This window comes from Rhizobium sp. SG2393 (assembly GCF_042610495.1).
In the GTDB taxonomy this organism is placed as follows: domain Bacteria; phylum Pseudomonadota; class Alphaproteobacteria; order Rhizobiales; family Rhizobiaceae; genus RU20A.
On sequence record NZ_JBHGAP010000001.1, the window covers coordinates 1,131,138 to 1,156,390 of the forward strand.

Genomic DNA, 25,253 nt, shown 5'->3' on the forward strand with positions numbered 1-25,253 from the left:
CGGAACCTTGAGTGAACAAATCAATTTCGCTGAACGACTGATCCGTTTGGCTGATGGAACAAAGCAAAAACTGCCCGACATCGCCGCTAAGACACACCGGCGGTACCCAAGGGCCCGCCCGCCTCAGTCCTTCTTTTCGCTCTTCACCTGAAACGTATGCTCGATGCCGGGGAAGGTCCGCGCCTTCACCTCGGCCGCGTAGTCGGCAAAGGCCTGCGACATCAGCGGCGCAAGTTCGGCGAAGTGCTTCACGAAGCGCGGCTTGAAGTCGTTGAAAATGCCCAGCATGTCGTCGGAAACCAGGATCTGGCCGTCGCAGGCGGGCGACGCCCCGATGCCGATCGTGGGAGCGCTGAGGGTCGCCGTGATCTCGCGGGCCAGCGGTTCCACCGTGCCTTCCACGACGATGGCGAAGGCGCCGGCCTCGTCGATCGCCCTGGCGTCGCGACGGATCTTCTCCGCCTCGCGGTCGTTGCGCCCCAGCGAACGATAGCCGCCGGTGGTGTTGACGAGCTGCGGCATCAGCCCGACATGGCCGAGCACGGGAATGCCGCGGCTGGTGAGGAAGGCGACCGTCTCGGCCATTTCCGCCCCGCCTTCGAGCTTGACGGCGCTGCAGCCGGTTTCCTTCAGCACGCGCGCCGCCGAGTGGAAGGCCTGTTCCTTGGACTGCTGGTAGGAGCCGAACGGCAGGTCCACGACCACGCAGGCCCGCTCGGAACCGCGCATGACGGCCTGCCCGTGGGCGATCATCATGTCGAGCGTGACGCCGACGGTGGAATCGAGGCCGTAGAGCACCATGCCGAGCGAATCGCCGACCAGCATGAAATCCACATGCGGATCGAGCAGCCGCGCAATCGGCGTCGTATAGGCGGTGAGGCTGACGATGGGCCGCTCGCCCTTCAGTGCCGCAATCGCCGATGGCGCCAGACGCCGCTTCTGTCCCTGTACGCTCATGCCTGGGCTCCCTTGGGCGCGATGACCCGGTTGTCGAGCAGCCGGGTCGTCCCGAACCGCACGAAGAGGAGAAGTAGAACCGGCCTGTCGCCGGCCGAAGCCGCTTTCGCCAGCGTGTCGGGGTCGCGCAACGCCACCACCTCGGGCACCGCCAGCGGTTCGGCGGCAATGAAATCTGTCACGGCCCGCTCGATGGCCCGCGCATCCGTCATGCCGGCGGCGACCAGCCGTTCGGCTTCCTGAAGCGCCCTGGGCACCACGACAGCGGCCCGGCGCTCGTCAGCCGAGAGATAGACATTGCGCGACGACAGCGCCAGCCCGTCGGCATCGCGCACCGTCGGCACGCCGATCACGGTGACCGGCTGCGCGAGGTCCTCCGCCATGCGGCGGATGATCTGCAACTGCTGGAAATCCTTCTCGCCGAAATAGGCGTGATCCGGCTGGAAGATATTGAAAAGCTTGGTAACGACGGTGGCGACACCGGCAAAATGCCCCGGCCGCACAGACCCTTCCAGCTCGTTGCCGAGCGTTGGCACATCCACCACCGTCTCCATCGGCCGCGGATACATATCCGCGACACCGGGCGCGAAGAGGAAGTCCACGCCGCCCTCGGTGAGCATGGCCTGATCGCGCGCCAGATCCCGCGGATATTTCGAAAGATCCTCGTTGGCGCCGAACTGCAGCGGATTGACGAAGATGCTGGCGGCAACGACGTCGTTTTCCGCGCGCGCCCGGCGCACCAGCTCCATGTGGCCCTGATGAAGATAGCCCATGGTCGGCACAAGCCCGATGCTGCGGCCGGCACGGCGATGAACGGCCAGCGCCGCGCGAAGCGAAGCGATCGAGGTCAGCGTCTGCAAGCGGGTGCCTCCTCCACGCGGGGAAACCGGACGAAACCGAAGCCGGCCCGCCCGAACATCAATCATGCCAGTCGGCGCCCGCCGGGCAGGCGCCCGTCGCACACCGGTTTTCGGCCAGACCTTCCTGCCGGCATCCCTCGCGCGCTCTTCGGCACGGCGAAACGATCTCCTCCCCGGCGACGGAAGGCCTCCCGTCAGGCCGCGTTTCCTATCCTGTGCAGTGCAAAAAGACAATCCCGCAGCGCCAAAGGGCGACCGCCTCAGGCCCTCAAGTCCTCAGCCGGCCCTGCCCCATCCCGCCGCGCCACATAGGGACGGCGCACGACCGTCACCGTGCAGGGGGCATGCGCGGCGACTTCGCCGGAAACGCTGCCGAGCAGGGAACGCATGGTGGAGGCGGCCCGCGCTCCCATGACGATATGGTCCACCTGGTTTTCTCGCGCGAATTCGAGGATGGCTTCCGCCGGCGAGACCGCCTCAATGACGTGGAAGGTCACCGCCCCCTCCGCCGCCCCCAAGGGCCGCGCCCAGGCCTTCAGCGCCACCAGCCGCTGCACATGCTTGTTGCGGCCCTCTTCGTCCAGCGTATGGTCAAGCGCGATGCGGTTGAGCTTCAGCACGTTCAGGCAGGCGATCCGCGCATTCGGCGTCGTTTCTACCACCCGCTGCACGGTCCTCAGCAGCGCATCCGAAAGCTCCGGCGCTCCATCATTGACATCGATGGCGACGGCGACGATCGGCGCGCTGGCAAGATGCGCGGCGGCCTGCTGCGGCCGTGCCGCGTCCATCCGGTCGGGATCGAACCGGCGTTTCAGCACCTTGAAGAAACCGTCGCGCGAAAGCCGTGTCGCCCGCGCCGTCAAAGGCACGGCAGCGAGATCCTTCAGTTCCAGCGCCAGTTGCGCCGCCGTCGGTGGCCGCGCCGCCGGGTTCACGTCCAGGCAGCGCAGGATCACTTCCTGCAGCGCGGGCGACACGGCGGCATTCAGCGCCCGCGGCGGCACCGGATCCCGCCACAGCCTCCGCTTCAGCCCGCGCAGGCTCTGCGGATCGCCGAAGGGCCGCTTGCCGGTCGCGAAGAAATACAGGAGAACGCCGAGTGCGAAGAGATCGGAGCGATAGTCGCTGCGCGTTCCCATCACCTGTTCGGGCGCCATGTAGGGTGCCGTCCCGTAGGGCAGCCGGAATTCCTCGTCCATGAGATCGGGCAGCTGCGTATGACGCGCCAGCCCGTAATCGATCAGCACCGCCTCGCCCGTCTTGCGAAACAGCACATTGGACGGCTTCACGTCGAGATGGACGACGAACTGCCGGTGCAACGCCGAGAGCGCCGTGGCGATGGAAGCGCCGAGCGCCGCGACCTCGTCGGGCGGCAGCGGAAGCCGCTCCAGCATGGGATAGAGCGACGCGCCCGGCAGGCGCTCCATGACGATATAGGGCTGGGTGGAAAAATCCCCGTTGGCGACGAAGCGCGGCACATGCGGGCCCGAAAGCCGCGGCAGGATCATCTGTTCCATCTCGAAGGAGACGATGGCTGCCGGATCATCCCCCTCCCCGATCATCGGCACCTTCATGACGATGGGAAAATCGATGTCCGGCCGCGTCACGTGCCAGAGCCGCGCCATCCCGCCGCGATGGGCGAGTTCGCCAATGGTGAAGCCGTCGATGACGCTACCGGTGGTGAGGCGATGCGTGGCGGTCGTGCCCATCAGCTCACCGCCCCTCCATGATGCGATCGGCGAGCCGCGGCGGCAGGCCGGCCGCCAGGATTTTTGCGGCTGCCGCCTCCACGTCATAGGGCGCGCGCAGGAAGGCGAGGTCGAGACTGTCGGTGTCGTAGAGGGCGAACGCTGCCTCCGGCCGCCCGTCGCGCGGCTGGCCGACCGAGCCGACCACCGAAAGCCAGCGTCGCCGCGCCAGAAGCGGAATGGCCGCCGGCCCCGGCACGAAGCGCGTCACCTTGCCGGCATCCAGCGTGCCGTAAAGACAGGGCTTGTGCACATGGCCGCAGAAGCTCACCCGCGCCGCCGTCGCCTCGAAATGCGCCCGCGCATCCTCGGTTTCCAGCACATAGTTCCAGCGCTCCGGCCGGCTGCCCTCGGCATGCACGAAGAGAATGTCATCCAGCACCGCCGTCAGCGGCAGGCGGGAGAGAAACAGCCGCGACGGCCCCGGCAGCATGTTGCGCGTCCAGTCGAGCGCGATGCGCGCCGTCTCGTTCATGCCGCTCGCCGAAGTCGCGATCGCATCGTCATGGTTGCCGCGCACCACGATCGCGCCGGCCTCCGCCAGCGCCCGCGTCCGCTCCACGCACCATTCCGGGTCCGCGCCATAGCCAACGATATCGCCGAGCACGGCAAAACGCTCGGCCCCCGCAGCCTCCGCCGCCGCGATGACCGCCTCATAGGCTTCCCGGTTGCCGTGAATATCCGACAGGATCGCGATCTTCATGCCGCGCCCCTCCTCCCGCGTCACGTCAAAGGAGGAAGATAGGGGCTCGCCGCCGCAATTGCCATTCGCCGGAAGTCGCGATTCGGCTGGTTTTCTCGCATGTTATCCGCCGATCAGCGCCAGCCACTCGTCCTCGTCCATCACCGTGACGCCAAGCTCGCGCGCCTTGTCGAGCTTGGAGCCCGCACCCGGCCCCGCCACGAGATAATCGGTCTTCTTGGAAACCGACCCGGCAACCTTCGCGCCCAGCCCTTCGGCCCGCGCCTTGGCCTCGTCGCGGGTGAATTTCTCAAGCGATCCGGTGAAGACCACGGTCTTGCCGACGACCGGGCTGCCGGCCGTCGAGATCACCTCGGCCGCTTCCGGCGTCACTTCGGCCAGCAACCGGTCTACGACCTCCAGATTGCGCGGCTCGCGATAAAATTCCACGATGGTGCGCGCCACGACCTCGCCGATGCCGTCGATGGCGTTCAGTTCGGCCCAGGCCTCGCTGCCCGCCTCGCCCGCCGCCTTCATCCCGGCCTCGAAGGCTTCATAGGTGCCATAGGCCCGCGCCAGAAGCTTCGCCGTCGTCTCCCCCACATGGCGGATGCCGAGCGCATAGATGAAGCGGGCAAGCGCCACGCTGCGCCGCGCATCGATGGCGTCGAAGAGCTTCTTCACGCTCACCTTGCCGAAACCGTCGATGTTCTCGAGCTTGGCCAGCGGCGACTGTTCCTGCCGCGCCTTCAGCGTGAAAATGTCCGGTGCCGTGCGGATCGACAGCGCGGGATCGGCGGCATCGAAGAAGAAGTCGATCTGCTTGGCACCGAGACCCTCGATATCGAAGGCATTGCGCGAGACGAAATGCTTCAGGTGCTCCTTAGCCTGGGCCGCACAACTGAAGCCACCCGTGCAGCGCATGACCGAATCGACCTTGCCGGTCTTCTCGTTGATATCGCGCACCGCATGGCTCTCGCAGACCGGGCAGGTGCGCGGGAAGACGTAAGGGGTGGCATCCGCCGGCCGCTTCTCCAGCACGACATCCAGCACCTGCGGGATAACGTCACCGGCCCGCTGCACGATCACGGTATCGCCGACGCGGATGTCGTGTCCCTCGGCGCGGATTGGCTCGCCGGCATTGCCGAGGCCCTTGATGTAGTCCTCGTTGTGCAGGGTCGCATTAGTGACGACCACGCCGCCGACGGTCACCGGCGTCAGCCGCGCCACCGGCGTCAGCGCGCCCGTGCGCCCCACCTGGATGTCGATCTTCTCCACCGTGGTAAAGGCCTGCTCGGCCGGAAACTTGTGCGCCGTCGCCCAGCGCGGGCTGCGCGAGCGGAAGCCGAGGCGCTGCTGCAGATCCAGCCGATCAACCTTGTAGACGACACCGTCGATGTCATAGTCGAGGCCGGGGCGTTTCAGCCCGATATCGGTGTAGTGGCCGATGATCTCCTCGACCTTGTTCAGCCGCTTCATCAGGGGATTGACCGGAAAACCCCAATCCGCAAAACGCTTTACGCGCTCGAACTGCGTCGCCGGCATGTCGTTCGGCTCGGAAATCTCGCCCCAGGCATAGGCAAAGAAGCGCAGCTTGCGGCTCGCCGTGACGCCGGCGTCGAGCTGGCGGAGCGACCCGGCCGCCGTGTTGCGCGGATTCACATAGGTCTGCTTGCCCTCTGCCGCCATCTTCTCGTTCAGCGCCAGGAAGTCGCTCTTCGCCATATACACCTCGCCGCGCACTTCCATGATAGCGGGCGCACCGGCCGGCAGGCGCTTCGGGATCTCGTCGATGGTCAGTATATTGGCAGTGACATTCTCGCCCGTCGTCCCGTCTCCGCGCGTGGCGGCGCTGACGAGCCGGCCATTCTCGTAGCGGATCGACATGGAGAGACCATCGATCTTCGGCTCGGCGGTAAAGGCGATGGAATCGTCCGGCAGGAGCCCGAGGAAGCGGTAAACGGAGGCGACGAACTCCGCGACATCCTCATCCGAAAACGTATTGTCGAGCGACAGCATCGGCCGGGCGTGGGTGATCGGCGCGAAGGTTGCAAGCGGCGCGGCCCCCACCCGCTTCGAGGGGCTGTCATCGCGCACCAGATGCGGGAACTGCGCCTCGATGGCGAGGTTTCGGGCCTTCAGCGCGTCGTAATCCGCATCCGAAATCTCCGGCGCATCCTGCGTGTGGTAGAGCCCGTCGTGCCGGCCGATCTCGGCAGCGAGAAAGGCAAGCTCGGCCGCGGCCTCCAGCTCGGTCAGCGTCTCGACAGGGGCTTTTTCAGTGGGCATGACAGGTCTCCGCGCATCGAGCTCCTATCTACCGCAACGGAGTGAAGCCGCAAGCCGTTTGCGCGGCGTCCACGCTGGACCGATCGCCTCAGCCCTCTGCCGCCAGCAGCCGCGCTGCCGCCGCGCGGGCTTCCTCGGTGATGGAGGCGCCGGCGAGCATGCGGGCGATTTCCTCGCGCCGCGCCTCCTCGTCCATTCGGGCCACACGGGTGGCGATACGCTCCGATTGCGGCGCCGTCGGTCCCTTGGAGATCAAAAGATGCGTCGCCGCCCGCGCCGCCACCTGCGGCGCATGGGTGACGGACAGAACCTGAACGGTCGCCGACAGACGCTTCAGCCGCTGGCCGATCGCATCCGCCACCGCCCCCCCGACACCGGTGTCGATCTCGTCGAAGACCAGCGTCGGCGCCGATCCACGGTCGGCGAGCGCCACCTTCAACGCCAAAAGGAAACGCGACAGTTCCCCGCCGGACGCGACCTTCATGATCGGGCCGCCGCGCGTGCCGGGGTTCGTCTGGACATGAAACTCGACGGTATCGATGCCATCAGGCCCGCCGTCCTTCTCGTCGGAGGTGATCTCGACCATGAAGCGCGCCCGCTCCAGCTTCAGCGCCGGGAGTTCCGCCATCACGGCCTCGGCGAGAGCGCTTGCCGCATTCCGGCGCTTGTCGGAGAGCGCGACGGCGGCGGCGCGGTAGGCGGCACGCGTCTCCGTCACCTGCGCCTCAAGGCGCTTCAGCTTTTCCTCGCCCGCATCGAGATCGCCGAGATCGGCGACCATGCGGGCGGCGAGCGCCGGAAGCTCCGTCACCGGCACGGAATATTTGCGGGCCGCGGCACGCAGGGCAAACAACCGCTCCTCGACCCGCTCCAGCTCTTTCGGATCATATTCGGTGCGCCGCAGTGCGGCTTCCACGGCCATCTGCGCGTCAGAGAGATGATGAAGCGCGGCATCGAGCAGCTCGACCGTCTCTTCCAGCAGGCCCGGCGCCTCGTGGCTCTTGCGCTCCAGACGCCGCACCATGGAGGCGATCAGCGGCACAGGAGACGCATTACCATTGAGGAACTCGCTCGCCTCGTTGATGTCGCCGGCAATGCGCTCGGATTTCATCATCCGTGCCCGCTTTTCAGCCAGCTCTTCCTCCTCGCCATCTGTCGGGGCCAGCGCTTCGAGTTCGGCGACGGAATCGCGGATGTAATCGGCCTCACGCGCGGCCGCCTCCACCTTCTCGCGATGCTTGCGGAAGGCCTTTTCCGCCTCGCGCCAGAGGCCATGCAGACGCGTCACCTGCTCGCGATCGCCTCCAAACCCGCCAAACGCGTCGAGAAGGGCGCGATGCGCATCCATGTCGACCAGCGCGCGATCGTCGTGCTGGCCGTGGATTTCGACAAGGAAACGCCCCGCCTCGCGCATCAGCTGCACGCTGACAGGCTGGTCGTTGACATAGGCCTTGGTCCGCCCGTCGGCATTCTGCATCCGCCGGAAGATCAGATCGCCCTCGTCGTCGATACCGTTCTCGCGCAACAGCAGCCGCGCGGCATGGTCCAGCGGCACGTCGAAGACCGCCGTCACCTGCCCCTTGTCCTCGCCATGGCGCACCAGCGAGCCATCGCCCCGCCCGCCGAGCGCGAGGGAAAGACTGTCGAGCAGGATCGACTTGCCGGCGCCGGTCTCCCCGGTCAGCACTGAAAGCCCCGCATCAAAGCCGAGGTCGAGCCTTTCGATCAGAACGATGTCGCGGATCGAGAGCTGGGAGAGCATCGGCAGGTCGCTTTTCCGGTTCAGGACTGTCGGCGGCGCGGGTCGTCGGCAACGCCGGGACGAACAGATGAGTGTGATTCGGTTGAAAGGACGCTAGCGCAAAATCGCCGCCACGACAGCGCCCTTCGCCCTCGCAGATGTGGCACCGGACAGCACGAATACAAGTCCTGTGCCTCGGGCCTTGAGACGCAAACGGGCGCCGAAGCGCCCGTCCGATTGAAAGAGGCGGCAACCGGCGTCAGACGCCGAGGATCTTTTTGCCCGCACGCGAGATCCAGGAACCGGAATTCTCGCGCGGCTCGAGGCCGCCGCTCTTCAGGAGCTTGTAGCTGTCGGCATACCACTGGCTGTCCGGATAGTTGTGGCCGAGAACGGCGGCAGCCGTCTGCGCTTCGCTCTCCACGCCCATGGCGTAATAGGTCTCGACGAGACGCGCCAGCGCTTCCTCGATCTGGTTGGTGTTCTGGTACTGCTCGACCACGGTGCGGAAACGCGTGAGAGCCGCCAGATATTCCTTGCGTTCCAGATAGTAGCGGCCGATCTGCATTTCCTTGCCGGCCAGCTGGTCGCGCGCAAAGCGGATCTTCGCCTTGGCGTCGTCGACATATTCGGAGTTCGGATAATTGTCGATCACGGCCTGCATGGCCTCGATCGTCTTCAGCGCCGGCTTCTGGTCCTGCGTGACGGTCGGGATCTGCTTGGAGTAGGCAAGGCCCTGAATATACTGGGCGTAAGCGGCCTCTTCCGACTGCGGGTAGAGCGAGAGATAGCGCTGCGACGACTTGATCGCCTCCGGATACTGGCCCTGGCGGTAGGAGACGAAGGCGCTCATCACCAGCGACTTGCGGGCATATTCGGAGAAGGGATGCTGCTTGTCGACGGCCTCGAACTTGCGCTGCGCCTCGCCGGTCTTGCCGGCATTGAGGTTTGCAAGGCCCTGATTGTAGAGCATGTCCGGCGGATCGGTGTCGGCGGCAAGCTTGGTAATGTCGATGTCCGGATCGTTCTGGCAGGCCGAAAGGAGGCCGCCGGCGGCAACGAGAGACACGACCGTCAGGCCGATACGCACCGACTTTTTCAAACCGAACGAAGCTGCAAACACCATAAGACGATCCAAATCCTGGCCTGTTCCGGCCGATTTCCGGTATCCCGCCTCCTTCTCCCGTGAAGGAAGCCAGAGAACCGGACACTTACCCGAGCGTAGCCGCATCACCGGCGTTTCTAGCCGTAAACGCGGGGCCACCGCAATCACATGATCGGCAATTCATGCAAATTTGTGGCGCGGCCGACATGAAAAAGCCGGCCCTGCGGCCGGCCTCGGTGTCAAATCACCCGCGCGCGCTTACGCCGACCAGGGCGCAAATTCCGGCTCGCTGACCGCAACGAGGTCACGCACATAGGTGCGGCCGCGCGGCATGGCGGTTTCAACGACCTCGTAAGCCGAGCGATCGGCCAGCAATGCCTTCAGCGCATTGGCATTCATCTTGTGGCCGCCGCGATAGGAGCGGTAGCAACCAATGAAGGGCGCACCGGCAAGCGAGAGATCGCCCACCGCATCGAGCGTCTTGTGGCGCACGAACTCGTCGCCGGCGTAACGCAGGCCCTCGACATTCACGACCGTGTTGTCGTCGGAGATGACGACGGAATTTTCGAGCGACGAACCGAGCGCGAAACCGGCCGCCCACAGGCGCTCCACGTCGCGCATGAAGCCGAAGGTGCGGGCCCGCGACAGTTCGTTCTTGAAGGTGGCGGGCGTCATGTCGCCCTTCCAGGACTGCCGGCCGATCAGCGGGCAGTCGAAATCGATCTCCACCTCGAACCGCATGCCGAGGTCGTAGGGCACGAATTCAGCCCAGGAGGCGCCCGATTCGATGCGCACCGGCTTCAGGATGCGGATATAGCGGCGCTTCTTGGCGAGAGCCTTGATGCCGGCCTGCTCGATGGCTTCGATGAAGGGGGCGGAACTGCCGTCCATGATCGGCATTTCGGCATCAGTCACCTCGATCGTCAGATTGTCGAGGCCGAGCGCGTAGACGGCCGCCATGACATGCTCGATCGTGGCAACGGCGGTCGCCATGGAAAAGCCGAGAATGGTGCACAGATCGGTGTTGCCAACCTGGGAGGAGACGGCGCGGTGCTCGACGGTGCGACCATCGGGCAGGACACGCTGGAAGACGATGCCGCAATCGACATCCGAGGGATGGAAGGTGAGCGTCACATCCTTGCCGGAATGCACACCGATGCCCGACAGGCTGATCGGATTTGCAATCGTGGTCTGGAAGCCCAGCAGTTCAATTCCCATGGTCGTCACTTTCCGTCTCTGCCGGCCAAGCCGGCAACATGAAGCCGTGGCGCCACGAACGGCGCATCAGGCGCTTTCATTGCAAGGCAACGCATGGAAACCTGAACGCCCGACCGTCAGCCGCGTTCCGCGAGCCTGAGGCGGGATGGCTCCATGCACGAGGTCTGGGCATTATGCCCGTCTTCCCTGCTGTCCCGATTCTGAATTTAGCGCCCGCACCGTGCCAATCCAAATCACTGTTGATGTCGCATTGTAACGCGCCTTTCACCAGCCAAGTCTCTGTCCAGACAACGAAAACGCGAAAATGCCCGGGCACGAGGCCCAGGCATCCGGCAAGGTGGAAGGAGGACGTCTAATCAGTTCGACTGCCGGCGCAGGAAGGCCGGAATTTCGAGCTGATCATCGTCCTGCTGACGCGACTGCGGGGTAACGCGGCCGCGGTCGTCAAGCTGGCCCTTACGCGGTGCGTAGAGGCTGGCTTCGGGCGACAGGGGTCTGCGCTGCTGCGAGGCAGCGCTGGGTGCACCGGCCGTCATGTCGGAGGAAACGGTCGGCTCCTCCTCGTCACGGCGGTTGAGAGACGAGGTGATGCGCTTCAGCAGGCTCATCGGGCCGCGCTCTTCGGCCTGCGGGGCCTGGGGCTGGCTGCGATGGTCAAGCTCGGCCTTCACCACCGGCGAGAAGTCCTCGACCTTGGGCATGCGCACGGCTTCCGGCTCGCGGCGCACCACGGGCTCGAAGCGCGGCTCGGCGGCAACCGGCTGATGCACCGGCTGGGCCTGCATGACCGGCTCGATCACCGGCTGCGGACGCGCCATCACGGGCTGGGCCATGACGGGCTGGACTTCGGCGGGTGCGGAGCCTGCAAACAGCTTGCTCTGCGGGCGGAATTCCGGCTCGGCCTGCTGCGCGACCGGAGCCGGCTGCTGGACCTGGGCGGAAGCACGCTCGGCGGCGGCGCGCTGGGCGAGTTCCAGTTCGCGTTCCATCTCGGCAATGCGGATCGCACGGGCGATTTCGTCCGTGGTCTGCGGTTCCGGATGGCGGGCAACCGGCTGCGGCGCCATGCTCTGCTGCACGGGGGCCTGCTGGAGCGGAGCCTGCTGCACCGGCGCAGCCTGCATCACGGGCTGCGGAGCCGGCTGGATGGACGGGGAAACGGCAGCTGCCGGGCGGATGATGGGCTTGGGTGCGGTCAGCGGACGAAAGTCAGCATTCCGGCCGGCCACCTCCGAGACCGCCCGATCGATACCCGTAGCCACGACAGAAACGCGGATGATGCCTTCGAGCTCTTCGTCGAAGGTGGCGCCGAGGATGATGTTGGCATCCGGGTCCACTTCCTCGCGAATACGCGTGGCGGCTTCGTCCACTTCGAACAGCGTCAGGTCGCGACCGCCGGTGATGGAGATCAGCAGGCCCTGAGCGCCCTTCATCGAGGTTTCGTCAAGCAGCGGGTTGGCGATCGCAGCTTCGGCAGCGGCCATTGCACGGCCTTCGCCGGAGGCTTCGCCGGTACCCATCATGGCGCGGCCCATTTCGCGCATCACCGAGCGGACGTCGGCGAAGTCGAGATTGATGAGGCCTTCCTTGACCATGAGGTCGGTGATGCAGGCAACGCCCGAATAGAGAACCTGGTCGGCCATCGCGAAGGCGTCGGCAAACGTGGTCTTGTCGTTGGCGATGCGGAAGAGGTTCTGGTTGGGGATGACGATCAGCGTATCCACAGACTTCTGCAGCTCGGCGATACCCTGGTCGGCAAGACGCATGCGGCGCTGGCCTTCGAAGTGGAACGGCTTGGTGACGACGCCGACGGTCAGGATGCCCTTGTTGCGGGCAGCCTGGGCAACGATCGGAGCAGCACCCGTACCCGTGCCGCCGCCCATTCCGGCGGTGACGAAGCACATGTGCGTGCCGTTCAGGTGGTCGATGATCTCATCGATGCACTCTTCGGCAGCCGCGCGGCCGACTTCCGGCTGCGAGCCGGCGCCGAGACCTTCGGTCACGGCAACACCCATCTGGATGATGCGTTCGGCCTTGGTCATGGTCAGCGCCTGGGCGTCGGTGTTGGCGACGACGAAATCGACGCCTTCGAGACCTGCGGTGATCATGTTGTTGACGGCGTTGCCGCCACCGCCACCCACACCGAACACGGTGATGCGAGGCTTCAGCTCTGTGATATCAGGCTTTCTCAGATTGATCGTCATTGTACCCATTTCCTTCCTTGTTTCTGGCCGCCTTGCCGAGCCGGCCAAACCTTGACTGCGACCGTCACCGGGCCGCTAAGACGCCGTTGCCGGCGTCAGAAACTGTCCTTCAGCCACTGCCCCACCCGCGCGATCCGGCCATTGCCGGAGCCGAGCGCGGAAAGAAGGCCGCGGTCTCCCGCATGCGTCTCCTGATCGGCGACCTGCGGGTAGATGATGAGCCCGACCGCCGTCGAGAATGCCGGACCCTTGGCCGCGGCCGGCAGTCCGGAGACGCCAAGCGGGCGACCGATGCGCACGTTGCGGGCGAGAATGCGGCGCGCCGCTTCCGGCAGGCCGGTCAGCTGGCTGGCGCCGCCCGTCAGCACGATCCGCTTGCCAACGATCGGCGAGAAACCCGAGCGCTGGATACGGTCGCGGATGAGTTCGAGCGTTTCCTCGATGCGGGCCTGCACGATGCGCGAAACGAGCGCGCGCGGCACATGCGTCGGCTGGTCGCGGTCATCCTCGCCGATCGGCGGAACCGCGATGATGTCGCGCTCGTCGCCCGCATTCGGGATGGCCGAGCCATGCACGACCTTCAGCCGCTCCGCATCCTCGATGCGGGTCGACAGGCCACGGGCCAGATCGGTCGTGACGTGGTGGCCGCCAAGGCTGACGGCATCGGCATGCACCAGCTTGCCTTCGGCAAAAACCGAGATCGTCGTCGTGCCGCCGCCCATGTCGATCGCCGCACAGCCGAGTTCGACTTCGTCGTCGACCAGCGCCGCAAGACCGCTGGCATAGGGCGTGCCGACGATACCCTCGACGGAGAGATGCGCGCGGTTGATGCACAGTTCGAGGTTTTTCAGCGCCGCACGTTCGGCCGTCAGCACATGCATATCGACGCCGAGAACGTCGCCGAACATGCCGAGCGGATCGCGAATGCCGCGCTCGCCGTCGAGCTGGTAGCCGGTCGGCAGGGAATGCAGGATCGCGCGGTCGGAGCGGGCGGACTGCTGGCAGGCAGCGGCGAGAACCTTGCGCAGGTCGCTCGCATCCACTTCCTGGCCACCGAGATCGATCGTCGCTGTATAGACGTCGCTCTGCAGGCGCCCGGCCGAGAGGTTGACGATCAGGCTGTCGATGGTGAGCCCCGCCATGCGCTCGGCGGCATCCACCGCATGGCGCACGACGCTTTCGGCCGCATCGAGATCGGCGATCACGCCGTTCTTCACGCCGCGCGATTTCTGGTGGCCGATGCCGATCACCTCGATATTGTGCGAGCGGTTCGGCAGGATCTGGCTTTCCTCGCGCGGCGTCAGCCGCCCGATCATGCACACGACCTTGGTCGAGCCGATGTCGAGCACGGAGACGATCTGCGTGCGCTTGGAATTCAACGGCTTCAGCCGCGGCAGGCCGAAATGGGAGGAACCGAAGATGCTCATAGCGTCGGGGCCTCCAGCTTTTCGGATTTCTTCAGGGCCTTGGCACGCGCCTCGACCAGTTCCTTGCGCCGCTCGGCCGCACCCGCCGTCAGCTGGATCGTGGTGCGATCAGCCAGGCGAAGATCGACGGCGGCGATATCCCGCTCCAGAAGCTGGTGATCGCCTTCGAGGCGCGCCAGCACGTCCATGGCGCGCGGCAGGTCGTTTTCCGGCAGCTTGACGACGATGCCGTTGTCGAGCTGCAGATCCCAGCGCCGGCCAGCCACCCGGATGAAGGCCTTCACGCGGGCATGGAAATCCGGCCAGCGGGAGAATTCGCGGTAGAAATCGGCGGCCGCCGTTTCGGCGTCGCGCCCGACGAAAAGCGGAAGCGCGGCGAACTTGTTGTCACGCAGCGGCGCAATCACGCTGCCGCTTTCCTCGATGAGCGAGAGATCCGAGCCATGCTGCCAGATGCCGAAGGCCTTGCGCTCCTTCAGCTCCACCTCGATCGTGCCGGGATAGACCTTGCGGACCGAAACGCTCTGGACCCAGGGAAGCGCGGCGATCAGCTTGCGCGCGTCTTCCACGTTGAGCGCGACGAGCGAGGTTGTGCCGTCGAGGCCGAGCTGCTGGAGAATGTCGATTTCCGAGGTCTGCGCATTGCCGGAGACCTTCACGTCCTCGATGGCAAAGCCGGCTGCCGTCGTTGTGGTCTGGGCGAAATCCTGCCCGTGACCGCCCAGATGCATGCCATAGAGCCCCGTCGCCGCGAGAAAGGCGACGGCCGAAACGGAGCCCGTATGGGCCGGGAACTGGATGCGGCCGGTGCCGAGACTGACGAAAAACCGCACGACACGGCGCAGCGGGCGCGGCAATACGATGCCGCCATCCCCTTCCGCCATGGCGAGTTCCGCCATGTCACGCTTTCTGCGCGATCTTCTGCCCTTCAACGCGAACAAGACGCATCCTCCACGAGCCAGTTGAGGAATTCACCGAATGTGTAACCGGCATGAACGGCCATCTCGGGCACGAGGGAGGTGGGGGTCATGCCGGGCTGGGTATTGACCTCCAGCCAGATAAGCTCGCCATCTTCGGAGCGGCTGTCGTCGAACCGGAAGTCCGATCGGCTGACGCCCCGGCACCCGATTGCCCGATGTGCCTCAAGCGCGAGTCTTTGTATTTTTTGGTAAATATTCGGTGAAATTTCTGCCGGAAGGACGTGTCGCGAACCACCTTTCACATACTTTGAATCATAATCGTAGAAGGCATGCCCCTGCGGGATGATTTCCGTGACGCCGAGCGCGGTATCGCCCATGACGCCACAGGTGAATTCACGCCCCGCAATGTAGCGCTCGACCATGACGCGATCGCCATATTTCCACTCCGCAGACGAAATGACCTGCGGGGGATGAGACTGATCCGCCTTGACGATAACGACGCCGAAACTGGACCCCTCCCGCACGGGCTTCACCACGTAAGGGGGACGCATCGGATGCACATTGCCGATCTCGAATCGATCCACGACCCGGGCTTCCGCAACCGGAATGCCTGCCGCGGCGGCCACGAGCTTGGCCTGCGCCTTGTCCATTGCGAGTGCCGAGGCCAGCACGCCGGAGTGGGTGTAGGGTATCTCGAGATATTCGAGGATGCCCTGGATCGCGCCGTCTTCGCCATAGGGGCCATGCAGCGCGTTGAAGCAGACATCCGGCTTCAGGGCGGAAAGCACCGAGGCGATGTCGCGACCGACATCGACGCGCGTGACGCGATGACCGAAAGCTTCCAGCGCATCCGCGCAGGCATTCCCCGAGGAGAGGCTCACCGGCCGCTCCGAGGAAAACCCGCCCATCAGGACCGCCACATGCTTGCTGTTCATCACTATCCCCGACATTACCACAGGCTACCGGCCCGCCCTTGCGTCTGGCTTGTAGACTGGGGACGACTCGCCCCGAAAACGTGCTCCCAATAGAGCGCCTTATGGTTAATGAACCGTTTACTTTGGTTAACCGGAATGCCGGAGTTTTACCGGGCCAACGGCACGACCGAATCGGATCGACCCGGATTCGGGCCCTTGAATCAAAGTGTTACGGAGAGCGCAAGCGCAGACTGGGATCTTTTCGATCCCTCGCCTTCCCCCACGTGGCCGCAAGCGGATCAACGGGCGGCAGGCAGGCGGCAGACACGAAAAGGCCCGCCGGGCGGCATCGCGCGGCAGGCCTTTGAAGCGGATCGATGACAGGTGTCAGGCCGTCAGTTCGCCCATGAAGGGCTTGACCTCGCGTCCCGGCATGAACTGCCCGAGCCGCTTGATTTCCCATTCCAGCATGATGTTGGAGGTCTCATAGACACGCTGGCGCACCATCTCGCCGAGATATTCGAGATCGTAGCCGGTGGCCTGCCCGGTGTTGATCATGAAGTTGCAATGCATCGGCGACATCTGCGCGCCGCCGATCATTACGCCGCGGCAGCCCGCCTCGTCGATCAGCTTCCAGGCCGAATGACCCTCGGGGTTCTTGAAGGTCGAACCGCCCGTCTTCTCGCGGATCGGCTGCACTGTCTCGCGATGCTGGCGCACCGCATCCATGTCGGCACGGATCGCCGCCTTGTCGCGCGTATAGCCTTCGAAAATGCCGTAGGTGAAGATGAGGTCAGCCGGCGCGGTGGACTTGCGGTAGCTGTAACCCATGTCCGTATTCGACAGCACATGACGGTTGCCCTGCCGGTCCACGGCATGCACCTCCACGACGCGATCCTTCGTCTCGCCGCCATTGGCACCCGCATTCATGCGCAGCGCCCCGCCGATCGAACCGGGAATGCCGTAGAAGAATTCGAAACCGCCGATCGAATGATCGAGCGCCATGGCCGCGATATTCTTGTCCGGGCAGATGGCGCCCGCCTTGATGCGGTTCTCGCCGACAAGCTCGACATCGCCGAAGCCCTTGGCCGACAGACGCACGACGACGCCGGGAATGCCGCCGTCGCGCACCAGAAGATTGGAGCCGACGCCGGTGACGATCAGCGGCACATCCTCCGGCACCAGCTTGAGGAAGGTGATGAGATCGTCCTCGTCATGCGGCTGGAACATCAGCTCGGCCAGCCCGCCGGCACGGAACCAGGTGACGCGATCCATCGGCGCATCGGGCGTCAGCCGGCCGCGCAGCGCCTCTACGCCGGGACCGAGCTTCTCGAGGAGCTTTAGACCGTCTACCTGTTTCATGCCGTCTTTCCTGCCAATGCCTCAAGGTCGCGCGGCAGCGCCTGCGCCCAGTATGTAATGCTGCCTGCACCCAAAAGAACCACGAAGTCACCCGGTTGCGCAATGGAGGCGACGATCCCGGGAATGGCTTCCGGACCGGCAATATGTCGCGCATCGCGGTGGCCGGCCGCCTTCATGCGCGAGACGAGCTCTTCCGCGCTCGCCCCCTCGATCGGCTCCTCACCGGCTGCATAGACAGGCGAAATCAACACGGTATCGGCATCGTTGAAGCAGGCGGCGAAGTCCTCGAACAGGCTCGACAGGCGCGAGTAGCGGTGCGGCTGGTGCACGGCAATGATGCGCCCACTGCACGCCTCGCGTGCAGCCTTGAGCACGGCGCGAATCTCCACCGGGTGATGGCCGTAGTCGTCATAGACGCTGACGCCGTTCCACTCGCCGGTAAAGGTGAAGCGCCGCTTCACGCCGCCGAAGGAACTGATTCCCTTCGCGATCGCCTCCGCGCTGATGCCGAGACGGTTGGCGACCGCAATCGCCGCCGTCGCGTTGGAGACGTTGTGGCGGCCGGGCATGGGCAGCTTCAGATCCTTGAGCTGGATCACCTTGCCGGTGCGGCGGCGGCGGATCTCTACGTCGAAGGTCGAGGTGCCGCGATCGATGCGCACATTGTGGAAGCGCACGTCGGCCTGCGGATTCTCGCCATAGGTGATGACCTTGCGATCCTCGATCTTCGACACCATTGTCTGCACTTCGGGATGGTCGAGGCACATGACGCCGAAACCGTAAAAGGGCACGTTTTCCACGAACTGGCGGAAGGCGGCGCGCACCGCGTCGAAATTGCCGTAGTGGTCGAGATGCTCCGGGTCGATGTTGGTGACGATCGCCACATCCGCCGGCAGCTTCAGGAAGGTACCGTCCGATTCGTCGGCCTCCACCACCATCCACTCGCCCTCGCCCATGCGGGCATTGGTGCCGTAGGCATTGATGATGCCGCCATTGATGACGGTCGGGTCGAGACCGCCGGCCTCAAGCAGGGTCGCGACCATCGAGGTCGTCGTCGTCTTGCCATGGGTGCCGCCGATAGCGATCGCATTGCGGAAGCGCATGAGTTCCGCGAGCATCTCGGCGCGGCGCACCACCGGCAGCAGTTTCTCGCGTGCGGCGATCAGTTCGGGATTGTTCTTCTTGATGGCGGTGGAGACGACCACCACTTCCGCCTCGCCGAGGTTCTCGGCCTGATGGCCGACGAAGACCTCGATGCCCTTGTCGCGCAGGCGCTGCACGTTGGCGCTGTCGGCCTGGTCAGAGCCCTGCACGCGGTGGCCTAGATTGTGCAGCACCTCGGCGATGCCGCTCATGCCGATACCGCCGATGCCGATGAAGTGGACGAGGCCGATGCTCTGCGGCATTTTCATGGATGTGTTTCCTTGAAGGACAGGACGGAAGCGCCGCCGGCAATCGCCTCGACCAGATCGGCAAGGCGCGTCGCTGCATCGGGCTTGCCGGAGGTCCGGGCACTCGCCGCCATGCGGGAGAGCTTGTCGGGATCGCCTGAGGCTTCCGTCAGGATGGAGGTAAGACGCTCGACCGAAAGCTCGGCCTGCGCAATGACTTTCGCCCCGCCCGTGGCCGCCAGCGCAGCGGCATTGGCCGCCTGATCATGGTCGAGCGCGTAGGGATAGGGGACGAGCACGGCCGGGCGGCCGATCACGGAAATTTCGGAGACGGTGGAGGCACCGGAGCGGCAGATCAAGAGATGCGCGCGGGCGATCCGCTCGGCCATGTCGGTGAAGAAGGGGGCGACATCCGCCGGCAGTCCAAGCTTCTGGTAGGTCGCGATCACCGCGTCCTTGTCTTCGGCGCGCGCCTGCTGGGTGATACGGAAGCGCGCCCGCACGCTGTCATCGAGCCGGCAGATCGCCTGCGGGATGGCCTTTGAAAAGAACTGCGCGCCCTGGCTGCCGCCGAAAACCACCAGTCGGAATTCCTCACCCGCATGCGAGGGCTGATAAGGGCTCTCGGCAGCGGCAAGCACCGACGGGCGGACCGGATTGCCCGTCACGACCGTCTTTTCCGGATAGGCGCCGCCTTCCGGCGGCAGGAAGCCCCCGGCAATCGCCTTGACGCGCTTGGCGAGTGCCTTGTTGGCGCGACCCATCACGGCATTCTGTTCGTGGATCAGCGTCGGCAGGCCAAGCCCGCTCGCCGCCATCAGCGGCGGCACGGTCGGATAGCCGCCGAAGCCGACGACGATGGCGGGCTTCGTCTTCAGCATCAGCCGGCGCGCCGCGCGCATGCCGCTCCACAGTCGCCACAGCGCCTTCGCCACGGCCACCGGGTTCTTCGAGCCGATGGTGGCCGACGGCACGACATGGATCTCGTCGGCTGGAAACGCGCCGGCATAGCGCTCGGCGCGGCTGTCGGTCACGAGATGCACGGCATGGCCGCGCGCCTTCAATTCGTGCGCCAGTGCCTCGGCCGGAAAGAGATGGCCGCCGGTGCCCCCGGCGGCAAGAAAGATCGGTCGCTTCGCCATGCCTTACTCCGCGGGAACACCGACACCGGCGCGGAACAGGCTGCGCTCGGAGGCGCGCTTTTCCGGACGATGGCGGGTCAGCGCCAGGATGAAGCCCGCCGTGACGCAGATCGCCACCATGGACGAGCCGCCATAAGAGATGAGCGGCAGCGTCATGCCCTTGGCAGGCAGGAGTTCGAGGTTTACGCCGACATTGATCATCGACTGGAAGCCGATCTGTAGCACGAGGCCGGCGACGGCGAAGCGGTTGAAATCGTTCTTCTCACGGAAGGCGTGGCTCAGGCCCCGCATGACGAGCACGGCAAAGATGCTGACGAGCGCCATGCAGAAGATGATGCCGAATTCCTCCGCCGCCACGGAAAAAATGAAGTCGGTGTGGCTGTCGGGAATGATGCGCTTGACGATGCCCTCGCCCGGGCCCTGCCCGAACCAGTCGCCGCGAATGATCGCCTCGCGCGCCGTGTCCACCTGGAACGTGTCGCCCTCTCCGGTGAGGAAGCGGTCGATACGGCCCGCCACGTGCGGCAGCAGCGTATAGGCGACGAAGAAGCCGCCGACCGCGAGGCTCGCGAGCACGATGATCCACAGCCACGGCATGCCGGCCATGAAGAACATGCCGCCCCACACCGCCGTCGTCAGGATCGTCTGGCCAAGGTCGGGCTGCGCGACGAGGAGTGCCGCGACGATGCAATAGAGAAGGATGGCGAAGAGATTGCCCGGAATTTCCGGCTGGCGCTGATGCTCGGCAAAAAGCCAGGCACAGACGACGACGAAGGCCGGCTTCATGAATTCCGAGGGCTGAATGGAAATGCCGGCCAACGACACCCAGCGCCGCGAGCCCTTGACCTCCGCGCCGAAGAACAGCGCCAGCACCATGGCGCCGAGCGAGACGACCAAAAGCACGATCGCCGTGCGCCGCACCTGCCGCGGCGAGAAGAAGGAAATCCCGATCATCACCACCAGCGACGGGATGATGAAGAGCGCCTGGCGCTTGACGAAGTGGAAGCTGTCCAGCCCGATGCGCTCGGCGACCGCGGGGCTTGCCGCAAACGACAGCATCAGGCCGATGCCCATGAGAAGGATGAAGATCGCCAGAAAGAACCGGTCGATCGTCCAGAACCAATCGGCCAGTGGCCCACGCTCGGCTCGGCTCACCATTGTCTGTCCCTCGTCAGGCGCGAGATGTGCGCCGCTCGTCGTTTCGTCTGGACCGCCGTCCGCCCCGGCAATCCGCTGATGTTTCGCCGGTCGGTCAGACCAGCATCGTCACGCCTTCAAGCGCCGCGACATGCCCGACAAAGGCATCGCCACGCGCTTCGAAGTTCTTGTACTGGTCGAAGCTTGCGCAAGCCGGGGATAAAAGCACCGCGGCGGGACGTCCATCTGCCTCGGCATCCGCCGCTGCATCCGCCACCGCCGCCTCCAGCGTGGCGGAGATGATGAAGGGAACGGCGTCCCCGAGCGTCGCCGCAAAATCCTCAGCCGCCTTGCCGATCAGATAGGCCCTGGCGATCTTCGGGAAGAAGTCGGAGAGGCTTTCGATTCCCCCCTCCTTCGCCACGCCGCCGGCGATCCAGTAGATGCGATCGAAGCTCGACAGCGCCGGCGCCGCGGCATCCGCATTGGTCGCCTTGCTGTCATTGACGAAAATGATCTGGCCGATGCGACCGACCGGCTGCATGCGGTGCTTGAGACCGGGAAAGGTCGCAAGACCCGCAAGGATCTCGGCATCCGAAAGCCCCACGGCCCGGCAGGCGGAAATCGCAGCCGCCGCATTCTGCGCATTGTGCGCGCCCTTCAGCGTCGCATGCTCCGCGAGATCGGCGAGGACGGATTTCGCGCCCTGATGCGCATCGATCAGCCGCGTGCCGTCACGGTAAAGACCGTCGGCGAGCGTCAGCCCCTTCGAAATCCGCACCACGCGACCGCCGTTCCGTTCGATACGATCGGCGATGGCGGCGCTGTAGCTGTCGTCCACGCCGCAGATCGCCGTGCCGCTTGCCGAGACCAGCCGCTCTTTCACGGAGGCGTAATGCTCCATCGAGCCGTGACGGTCGAGATGGTCGGGTGTGAGATTGAGGAGAATGCCCGCCGTCGGGTTCAGCGAGGGCGCAAGATCGATCTGGTAGGATGAGCATTCCACCACGAAGAAGCGGCCGGCCTTCGGCGGCTCCAGCGTCAGCACGGCTGTGCCGATATTGCCGCCGAGCTGCGTGTCGCGGCCGCTTTCGCGCAGAATATGCGCGATCAGCGCCGTCGTCGTGGACTTGCCGTTGGTGCCGGTGATCGCAATGAACGGGCAGTCGGGCGCAAGACGCCGGCGCTCGCGCACGAAGAGCTCGACATCGCCGATGACTTCGACGCCGGCCGCCTTGGCGAGATCCACCGTCCAGTGCGGCTTCGGATGGGTCAGCGGCACGCCGGGCGACAGCACGAAGGCCGCCACGCCGCTCCAGTCGATCGTCATGAGGTCGGCGGTGCCGATCCCGGCCGCAGCTGCTTTCGCAACGCTGTCGGCGCTGTCGTCCCAGGCCAGAACGCTCGCCCCGCCCGCGACAAGCGCCTTCGCTGTCGCCAGCCCCGACCCGCCAAGACCGAAAAGGGCAACCGTCTTGCCGCGGAAAGTTTCGACCGGGATCATCGGCTTACCGGAGCTTGAGGGTCGAGAGGCCGACCATGGCGAGGATAACGGCGATGATCCAGAAGCGGATCACGACCTGGCTTTCGGTCCAGCCCTTCTTTTCGAAATGGTGGTGGATCGGCGCCATCAGGAAGACGCGCTTGCCGGTGCGCTTGAACCAGAACACCTGGATGATGACCGACAGCGTTTCCATCACGAAGAGGCCGCCGATGATGACCATGACGATCTCGTGCTTGGTGGCCACAGCAATCGAGCCGATCAGGCCGCCGAGTGCGAGCGATCCCGTGTCGCCCATGAAGATGGCGGCGGGCGGCGCATTGAACCAGAGGAAGCCGAGGCCCGCACCGATCACGGCGCCGAGAATGACGGCAAGCTCGCCGGTGCCCGGCACGAAATGGATCTGCAGGTAATTGGCGAAGACCGCGTTGCCAGCGAGATAGGCGATGAGGCCGAAGGCGGCCGAAGCGATCATGACGGGCACGATGGCAAGACCGTCGAGGCCATCCGTCAGGTTCACGGCATTGCCGGCACCGACGATGACGAAGCCCCCGAACAGCACGAAGAAATAGCCGAGATTGAGAACCAGATCCTTGAAGAACGGGAAGGTGACGGAGGTGCCGAAGGTCGGGCCATGCGTGGTGCTGGCAAGCGACGTCTTCATCATGAAATAGACGGCGATCGCCGCAATCACGAATTCGATGCCGAGACGCGCCTTGCCGGACAGGCCGAGATGCGACTGCTTGGTGACCTTCAGATAGTCGTCGTAAAAGCCGATGGCGCCGAAGCCGAGCGTGACGAGCAGCGTGCAGACCACATAGACGTTGGAAAGATCGGCCCACAGCAGCGAGCTGCCGACGATGCCGGCGAGAATCATCAGCCCGCCCATGGTCGGCGTGCCCGCCTTCTTGAAATGCGTCTGCGGCCCATCGGCGCGGATCGGCTGGCCCTTGCCCTGGCGGATACGCAGGCTGTCGATGATGCGCGGTCCGAACAGGAACACGATCAGCAGCGAGGTGAAGAGCGCCGCCCCCGTGCGGAAGGTGATGTAGCGAAACAGGTTGAAGATTTGAACGTGGTCCGCCAGTTCGACAAGCCAGATCAGCATGAGGGACCTTTCCCCGGAATGGCTCCGCCTTGAGGCGGAGAAGCGTCGTAAGTCATGGCCTCGACGGCCGGACCGGACTGGCAGCGCGCGATGCGCTCGCCTAGTCGGCCGAAGCCGGGGCGGCCTCCGTGTCTGCAATCGGCGGGTACTTGTCAAGCAAGGCGGCCACGATCCGGCCCGATCCGGTCCCCTTCGACGACTTGACCATGATTACATCGCCCGGCCGGAGCGACTTGATCACCATTGGCTGCAGCGCATCGACGGAATCGGCATGCACGACATCGAGGTCGCCGGACAGCGAATCGCGCAGGTGCGCCATATCGGGGCCGGCAAGCCAGATGCTGCGGATCCCGGCGGCCAGGAGAGGGCCGGAAAGATCGGCATGGGCCTCGGCCGAATGAACGCCCATCTCCAGCATGTCGCCGAGAACGGCGATCCGCCGTCCCTCGCCCTCGGGCGGCGTGTCACGCAACAGCGCGATCGCGGCCCGCATCGAGGCCGGATTGGCATTGTAGCTCTCGTCGATCAGTGTCGCCGTCCCGCCGCCGACGGAGAGCCGGTAGCGCCGGCCACGGCCCTTTTCGGGGGTCAGGCTCGCCATTGCCTCGACCACCGCCGGCATGTCGGCGCCCGCCAGATGCGCCGCGCCGAGCGCAGCGACGGCGTTCTCAGCGATATGGCGTCCGGGCGCACCGATCGTCACCTCGTAGGTATGGCCGGCGACCGACGCCCACAGCTGCCCCGTGGCACCATCGGCCACATATTCCGCCAGCCGGAAGTCGGCGCGCGCATCGCTGCCAAAACCGTGGATATGGGCGACACCGGCTGCCTGCGCCGCCGCTTCGAGCAGCGGAAACTTCTCGTTGTCGAGGTTGATGATCGCGTGCCCGCCCGGCGACACACCCTCGAAAATCTCAGCCTTGGCAGCGGCAATCTCGTCGAGATCGCGGAAATTGCCGAGATGGGCGGCAGCGACCGTCGTGACGATCGCAATGTGCGGGCGCACCATCTTCACCAGCGGCCGGATCTCGTTCGGGTGGTTCATGCCGATTTCGAAGACGCCGAAATCGGTATTCTCAGGCATGCGGGCCAGCGTCAGCGGCACGCCCCAGTGATTGTTGAAGGACGCAGCCGAGGCATGAACGCTGCCGCAGGCGGAAAGAACATGCCGCAGCATCTCCTTCGTCGTCGTCTTGCCGACGGACCCCGTTACCGCGATCACCTTGGCGCGGGAACGGTCGCGCGCCGCAGTGCCCAGCCGTTCCATCGCAGCCAGGACGTCATCCACCACCAGCATCGGCGCAACGAGCCGGCCCATCGCCGGAAGTTTCCCTTCCGCAACGACAAGCAGCGAAGCGCCATTGGCAAGCGCCACGCTCGCATAGTCATGCCCGTCCACCCGGTCACCCTTGATGGCGAAGAAGGCCTCGCCCTTGCTGATCGAACGGCTGTCGATGGAAATGCCGGAAATGCCGGCGGGCAGATTGCCGATCGGCCGCGCATGGGTGGCGGCGATCAGATCCGCGATTGTCCAGAGCCAGGCCATA

At 65.2% G+C, this 25,253-nt stretch carries 19 protein-coding genes; all 19 read right to left on the reverse strand.

What is annotated here, in order from left to right; translation table 11 throughout:
• Window positions 1-123 precede the first annotated feature (123 nt).
• Window positions 124-957, reverse strand: a complete 834-nt coding sequence (gene panB / locus ACED18_RS05415) for a 3-methyl-2-oxobutanoate hydroxymethyltransferase (protein ID WP_377289728.1) — start codon at window positions 955-957, stop codon at window positions 124-126.
• Window positions 954-1,817, reverse strand: a complete 864-nt coding sequence (panC, locus tag ACED18_RS05420; RefSeq protein WP_377289730.1) for a pantoate--beta-alanine ligase — start codon at window positions 1,815-1,817, stop codon at window positions 954-956. The genes panB and panC overlap by 4 nt, the downstream gene beginning before the upstream one ends.
• A 260-nt stretch (window positions 1,818-2,077) precedes the next feature.
• Window positions 2,078-3,526, reverse strand: coding sequence for a protein kinase (locus ACED18_RS05425; RefSeq protein ID WP_377289732.1), 1,449 nt, complete (start codon window positions 3,524-3,526; stop codon window positions 2,078-2,080).
• 4 nt (window positions 3,527-3,530) lie between these two features.
• Window positions 3,531-4,268: a metallophosphoesterase family protein gene (locus ACED18_RS05430; protein ID WP_377289734.1), complete on the reverse strand. Its 738-nt coding sequence runs from the start codon at window positions 4,266-4,268 to the stop codon at window positions 3,531-3,533.
• A 102-nt stretch (window positions 4,269-4,370) separates the two neighbouring features.
• Window positions 4,371-6,536 carry an NAD-dependent DNA ligase LigA gene (gene ligA, locus ACED18_RS05435; RefSeq protein WP_377289736.1) on the reverse strand — a complete coding sequence of 722 codons (2,166 nt, stop codon included), beginning with the start codon at window positions 6,534-6,536 and terminating at the stop codon, window positions 4,371-4,373.
• Window positions 6,537-6,624: 88 nt separating this feature from the next.
• Window positions 6,625-8,298 carry a DNA repair protein RecN gene (recN, locus tag ACED18_RS05440; RefSeq protein ID WP_377289738.1) on the reverse strand — a complete coding sequence of 558 codons (1,674 nt, stop codon included), beginning with the start codon at window positions 8,296-8,298 and terminating at the stop codon, window positions 6,625-6,627.
• A gap of 238 nt (window positions 8,299-8,536) precedes the next feature.
• Window positions 8,537-9,403 carry an outer membrane protein assembly factor BamD gene (locus ACED18_RS05445; RefSeq protein ID WP_377289740.1) on the reverse strand — a complete coding sequence of 289 codons (867 nt, stop codon included), beginning with the start codon at window positions 9,401-9,403 and terminating at the stop codon, window positions 8,537-8,539.
• Between the two features lie 237 nt (window positions 9,404-9,640).
• The gene (lpxC, locus tag ACED18_RS05450) at window positions 9,641-10,600 is read right to left on the reverse strand and encodes a UDP-3-O-acyl-N-acetylglucosamine deacetylase (RefSeq protein ID WP_377289742.1); all 960 of its coding nucleotides are present in this window, start codon (window positions 10,598-10,600) and stop codon (window positions 9,641-9,643) included.
• Window positions 10,601-10,956: 356 nt separating this feature from the next.
• On the reverse strand, window positions 10,957-12,804 hold the full coding sequence (gene ftsZ / locus ACED18_RS05455; protein WP_377289744.1) for a cell division protein FtsZ: 1,848 nt from the start codon (window positions 12,802-12,804) through the stop codon (window positions 10,957-10,959).
• A 95-nt stretch (window positions 12,805-12,899) separates the two neighbouring features.
• Entirely contained in the window at window positions 12,900-14,231 is a 1,332-nt protein-coding gene (gene ftsA, locus ACED18_RS05460) for a cell division protein FtsA (protein ID WP_377289746.1), read from the reverse strand.
• The gene (locus ACED18_RS05465; RefSeq protein WP_377289748.1) at window positions 14,228-15,172 is read right to left on the reverse strand and encodes a cell division protein FtsQ/DivIB; all 945 of its coding nucleotides are present in this window, start codon (window positions 15,170-15,172) and stop codon (window positions 14,228-14,230) included. Before ACED18_RS05465 ends, ftsA begins: the two co-directional genes overlap by 4 nt.
• Entirely contained in the window at window positions 15,160-16,086 is a 927-nt protein-coding gene (locus tag ACED18_RS05470; protein ID WP_377289750.1) for a D-alanine--D-alanine ligase, read from the reverse strand. The genes ACED18_RS05465 and ACED18_RS05470 overlap by 13 nt, the downstream gene beginning before the upstream one ends.
• A 366-nt stretch (window positions 16,087-16,452) precedes the next feature.
• Window positions 16,453-17,427: a UDP-N-acetylmuramate dehydrogenase gene (gene murB, locus ACED18_RS05475; protein WP_377289752.1), complete on the reverse strand. Its 975-nt coding sequence runs from the start codon at window positions 17,425-17,427 to the stop codon at window positions 16,453-16,455.
• Entirely contained in the window at window positions 17,424-18,839 is a 1,416-nt protein-coding gene (murC, locus tag ACED18_RS05480; RefSeq protein ID WP_377289754.1) for a UDP-N-acetylmuramate--L-alanine ligase, read from the reverse strand. Before murC ends, murB begins: the two co-directional genes overlap by 4 nt.
• Window positions 18,836-19,960 (reverse strand): undecaprenyldiphospho-muramoylpentapeptide beta-N-acetylglucosaminyltransferase, encoded by a 1,125-nt coding sequence (gene murG, locus ACED18_RS05485; RefSeq protein WP_377289756.1) that lies wholly within the window; start codon window positions 19,958-19,960, stop codon window positions 18,836-18,838. The genes murC and murG overlap by 4 nt, the downstream gene beginning before the upstream one ends.
• 3 nt (window positions 19,961-19,963) lie before the next feature.
• On the reverse strand, window positions 19,964-21,118 hold the full coding sequence (gene ftsW / locus ACED18_RS05490; RefSeq protein ID WP_377289758.1) for a putative lipid II flippase FtsW: 1,155 nt from the start codon (window positions 21,116-21,118) through the stop codon (window positions 19,964-19,966).
• Between the two features lie 94 nt (window positions 21,119-21,212).
• On the reverse strand, window positions 21,213-22,601 hold the full coding sequence (murD, locus tag ACED18_RS05495) for a UDP-N-acetylmuramoyl-L-alanine--D-glutamate ligase (RefSeq protein WP_377289760.1): 1,389 nt from the start codon (window positions 22,599-22,601) through the stop codon (window positions 21,213-21,215).
• 4 nt (window positions 22,602-22,605) lie between these two features.
• Window positions 22,606-23,706: a phospho-N-acetylmuramoyl-pentapeptide-transferase gene (gene mraY / locus ACED18_RS05500; protein WP_377289762.1), complete on the reverse strand. Its 1,101-nt coding sequence runs from the start codon at window positions 23,704-23,706 to the stop codon at window positions 22,606-22,608.
• 100 nt (window positions 23,707-23,806) lie between these two features.
• On the reverse strand, window positions 23,807-25,252 hold the full coding sequence (locus tag ACED18_RS05505; RefSeq protein ID WP_377289764.1) for a UDP-N-acetylmuramoylalanyl-D-glutamyl-2,6-diaminopimelate--D-alanyl-D-alanine ligase: 1,446 nt from the start codon (window positions 25,250-25,252) through the stop codon (window positions 23,807-23,809).
• Window position 25,253: the final 1 nt, after the last annotated feature.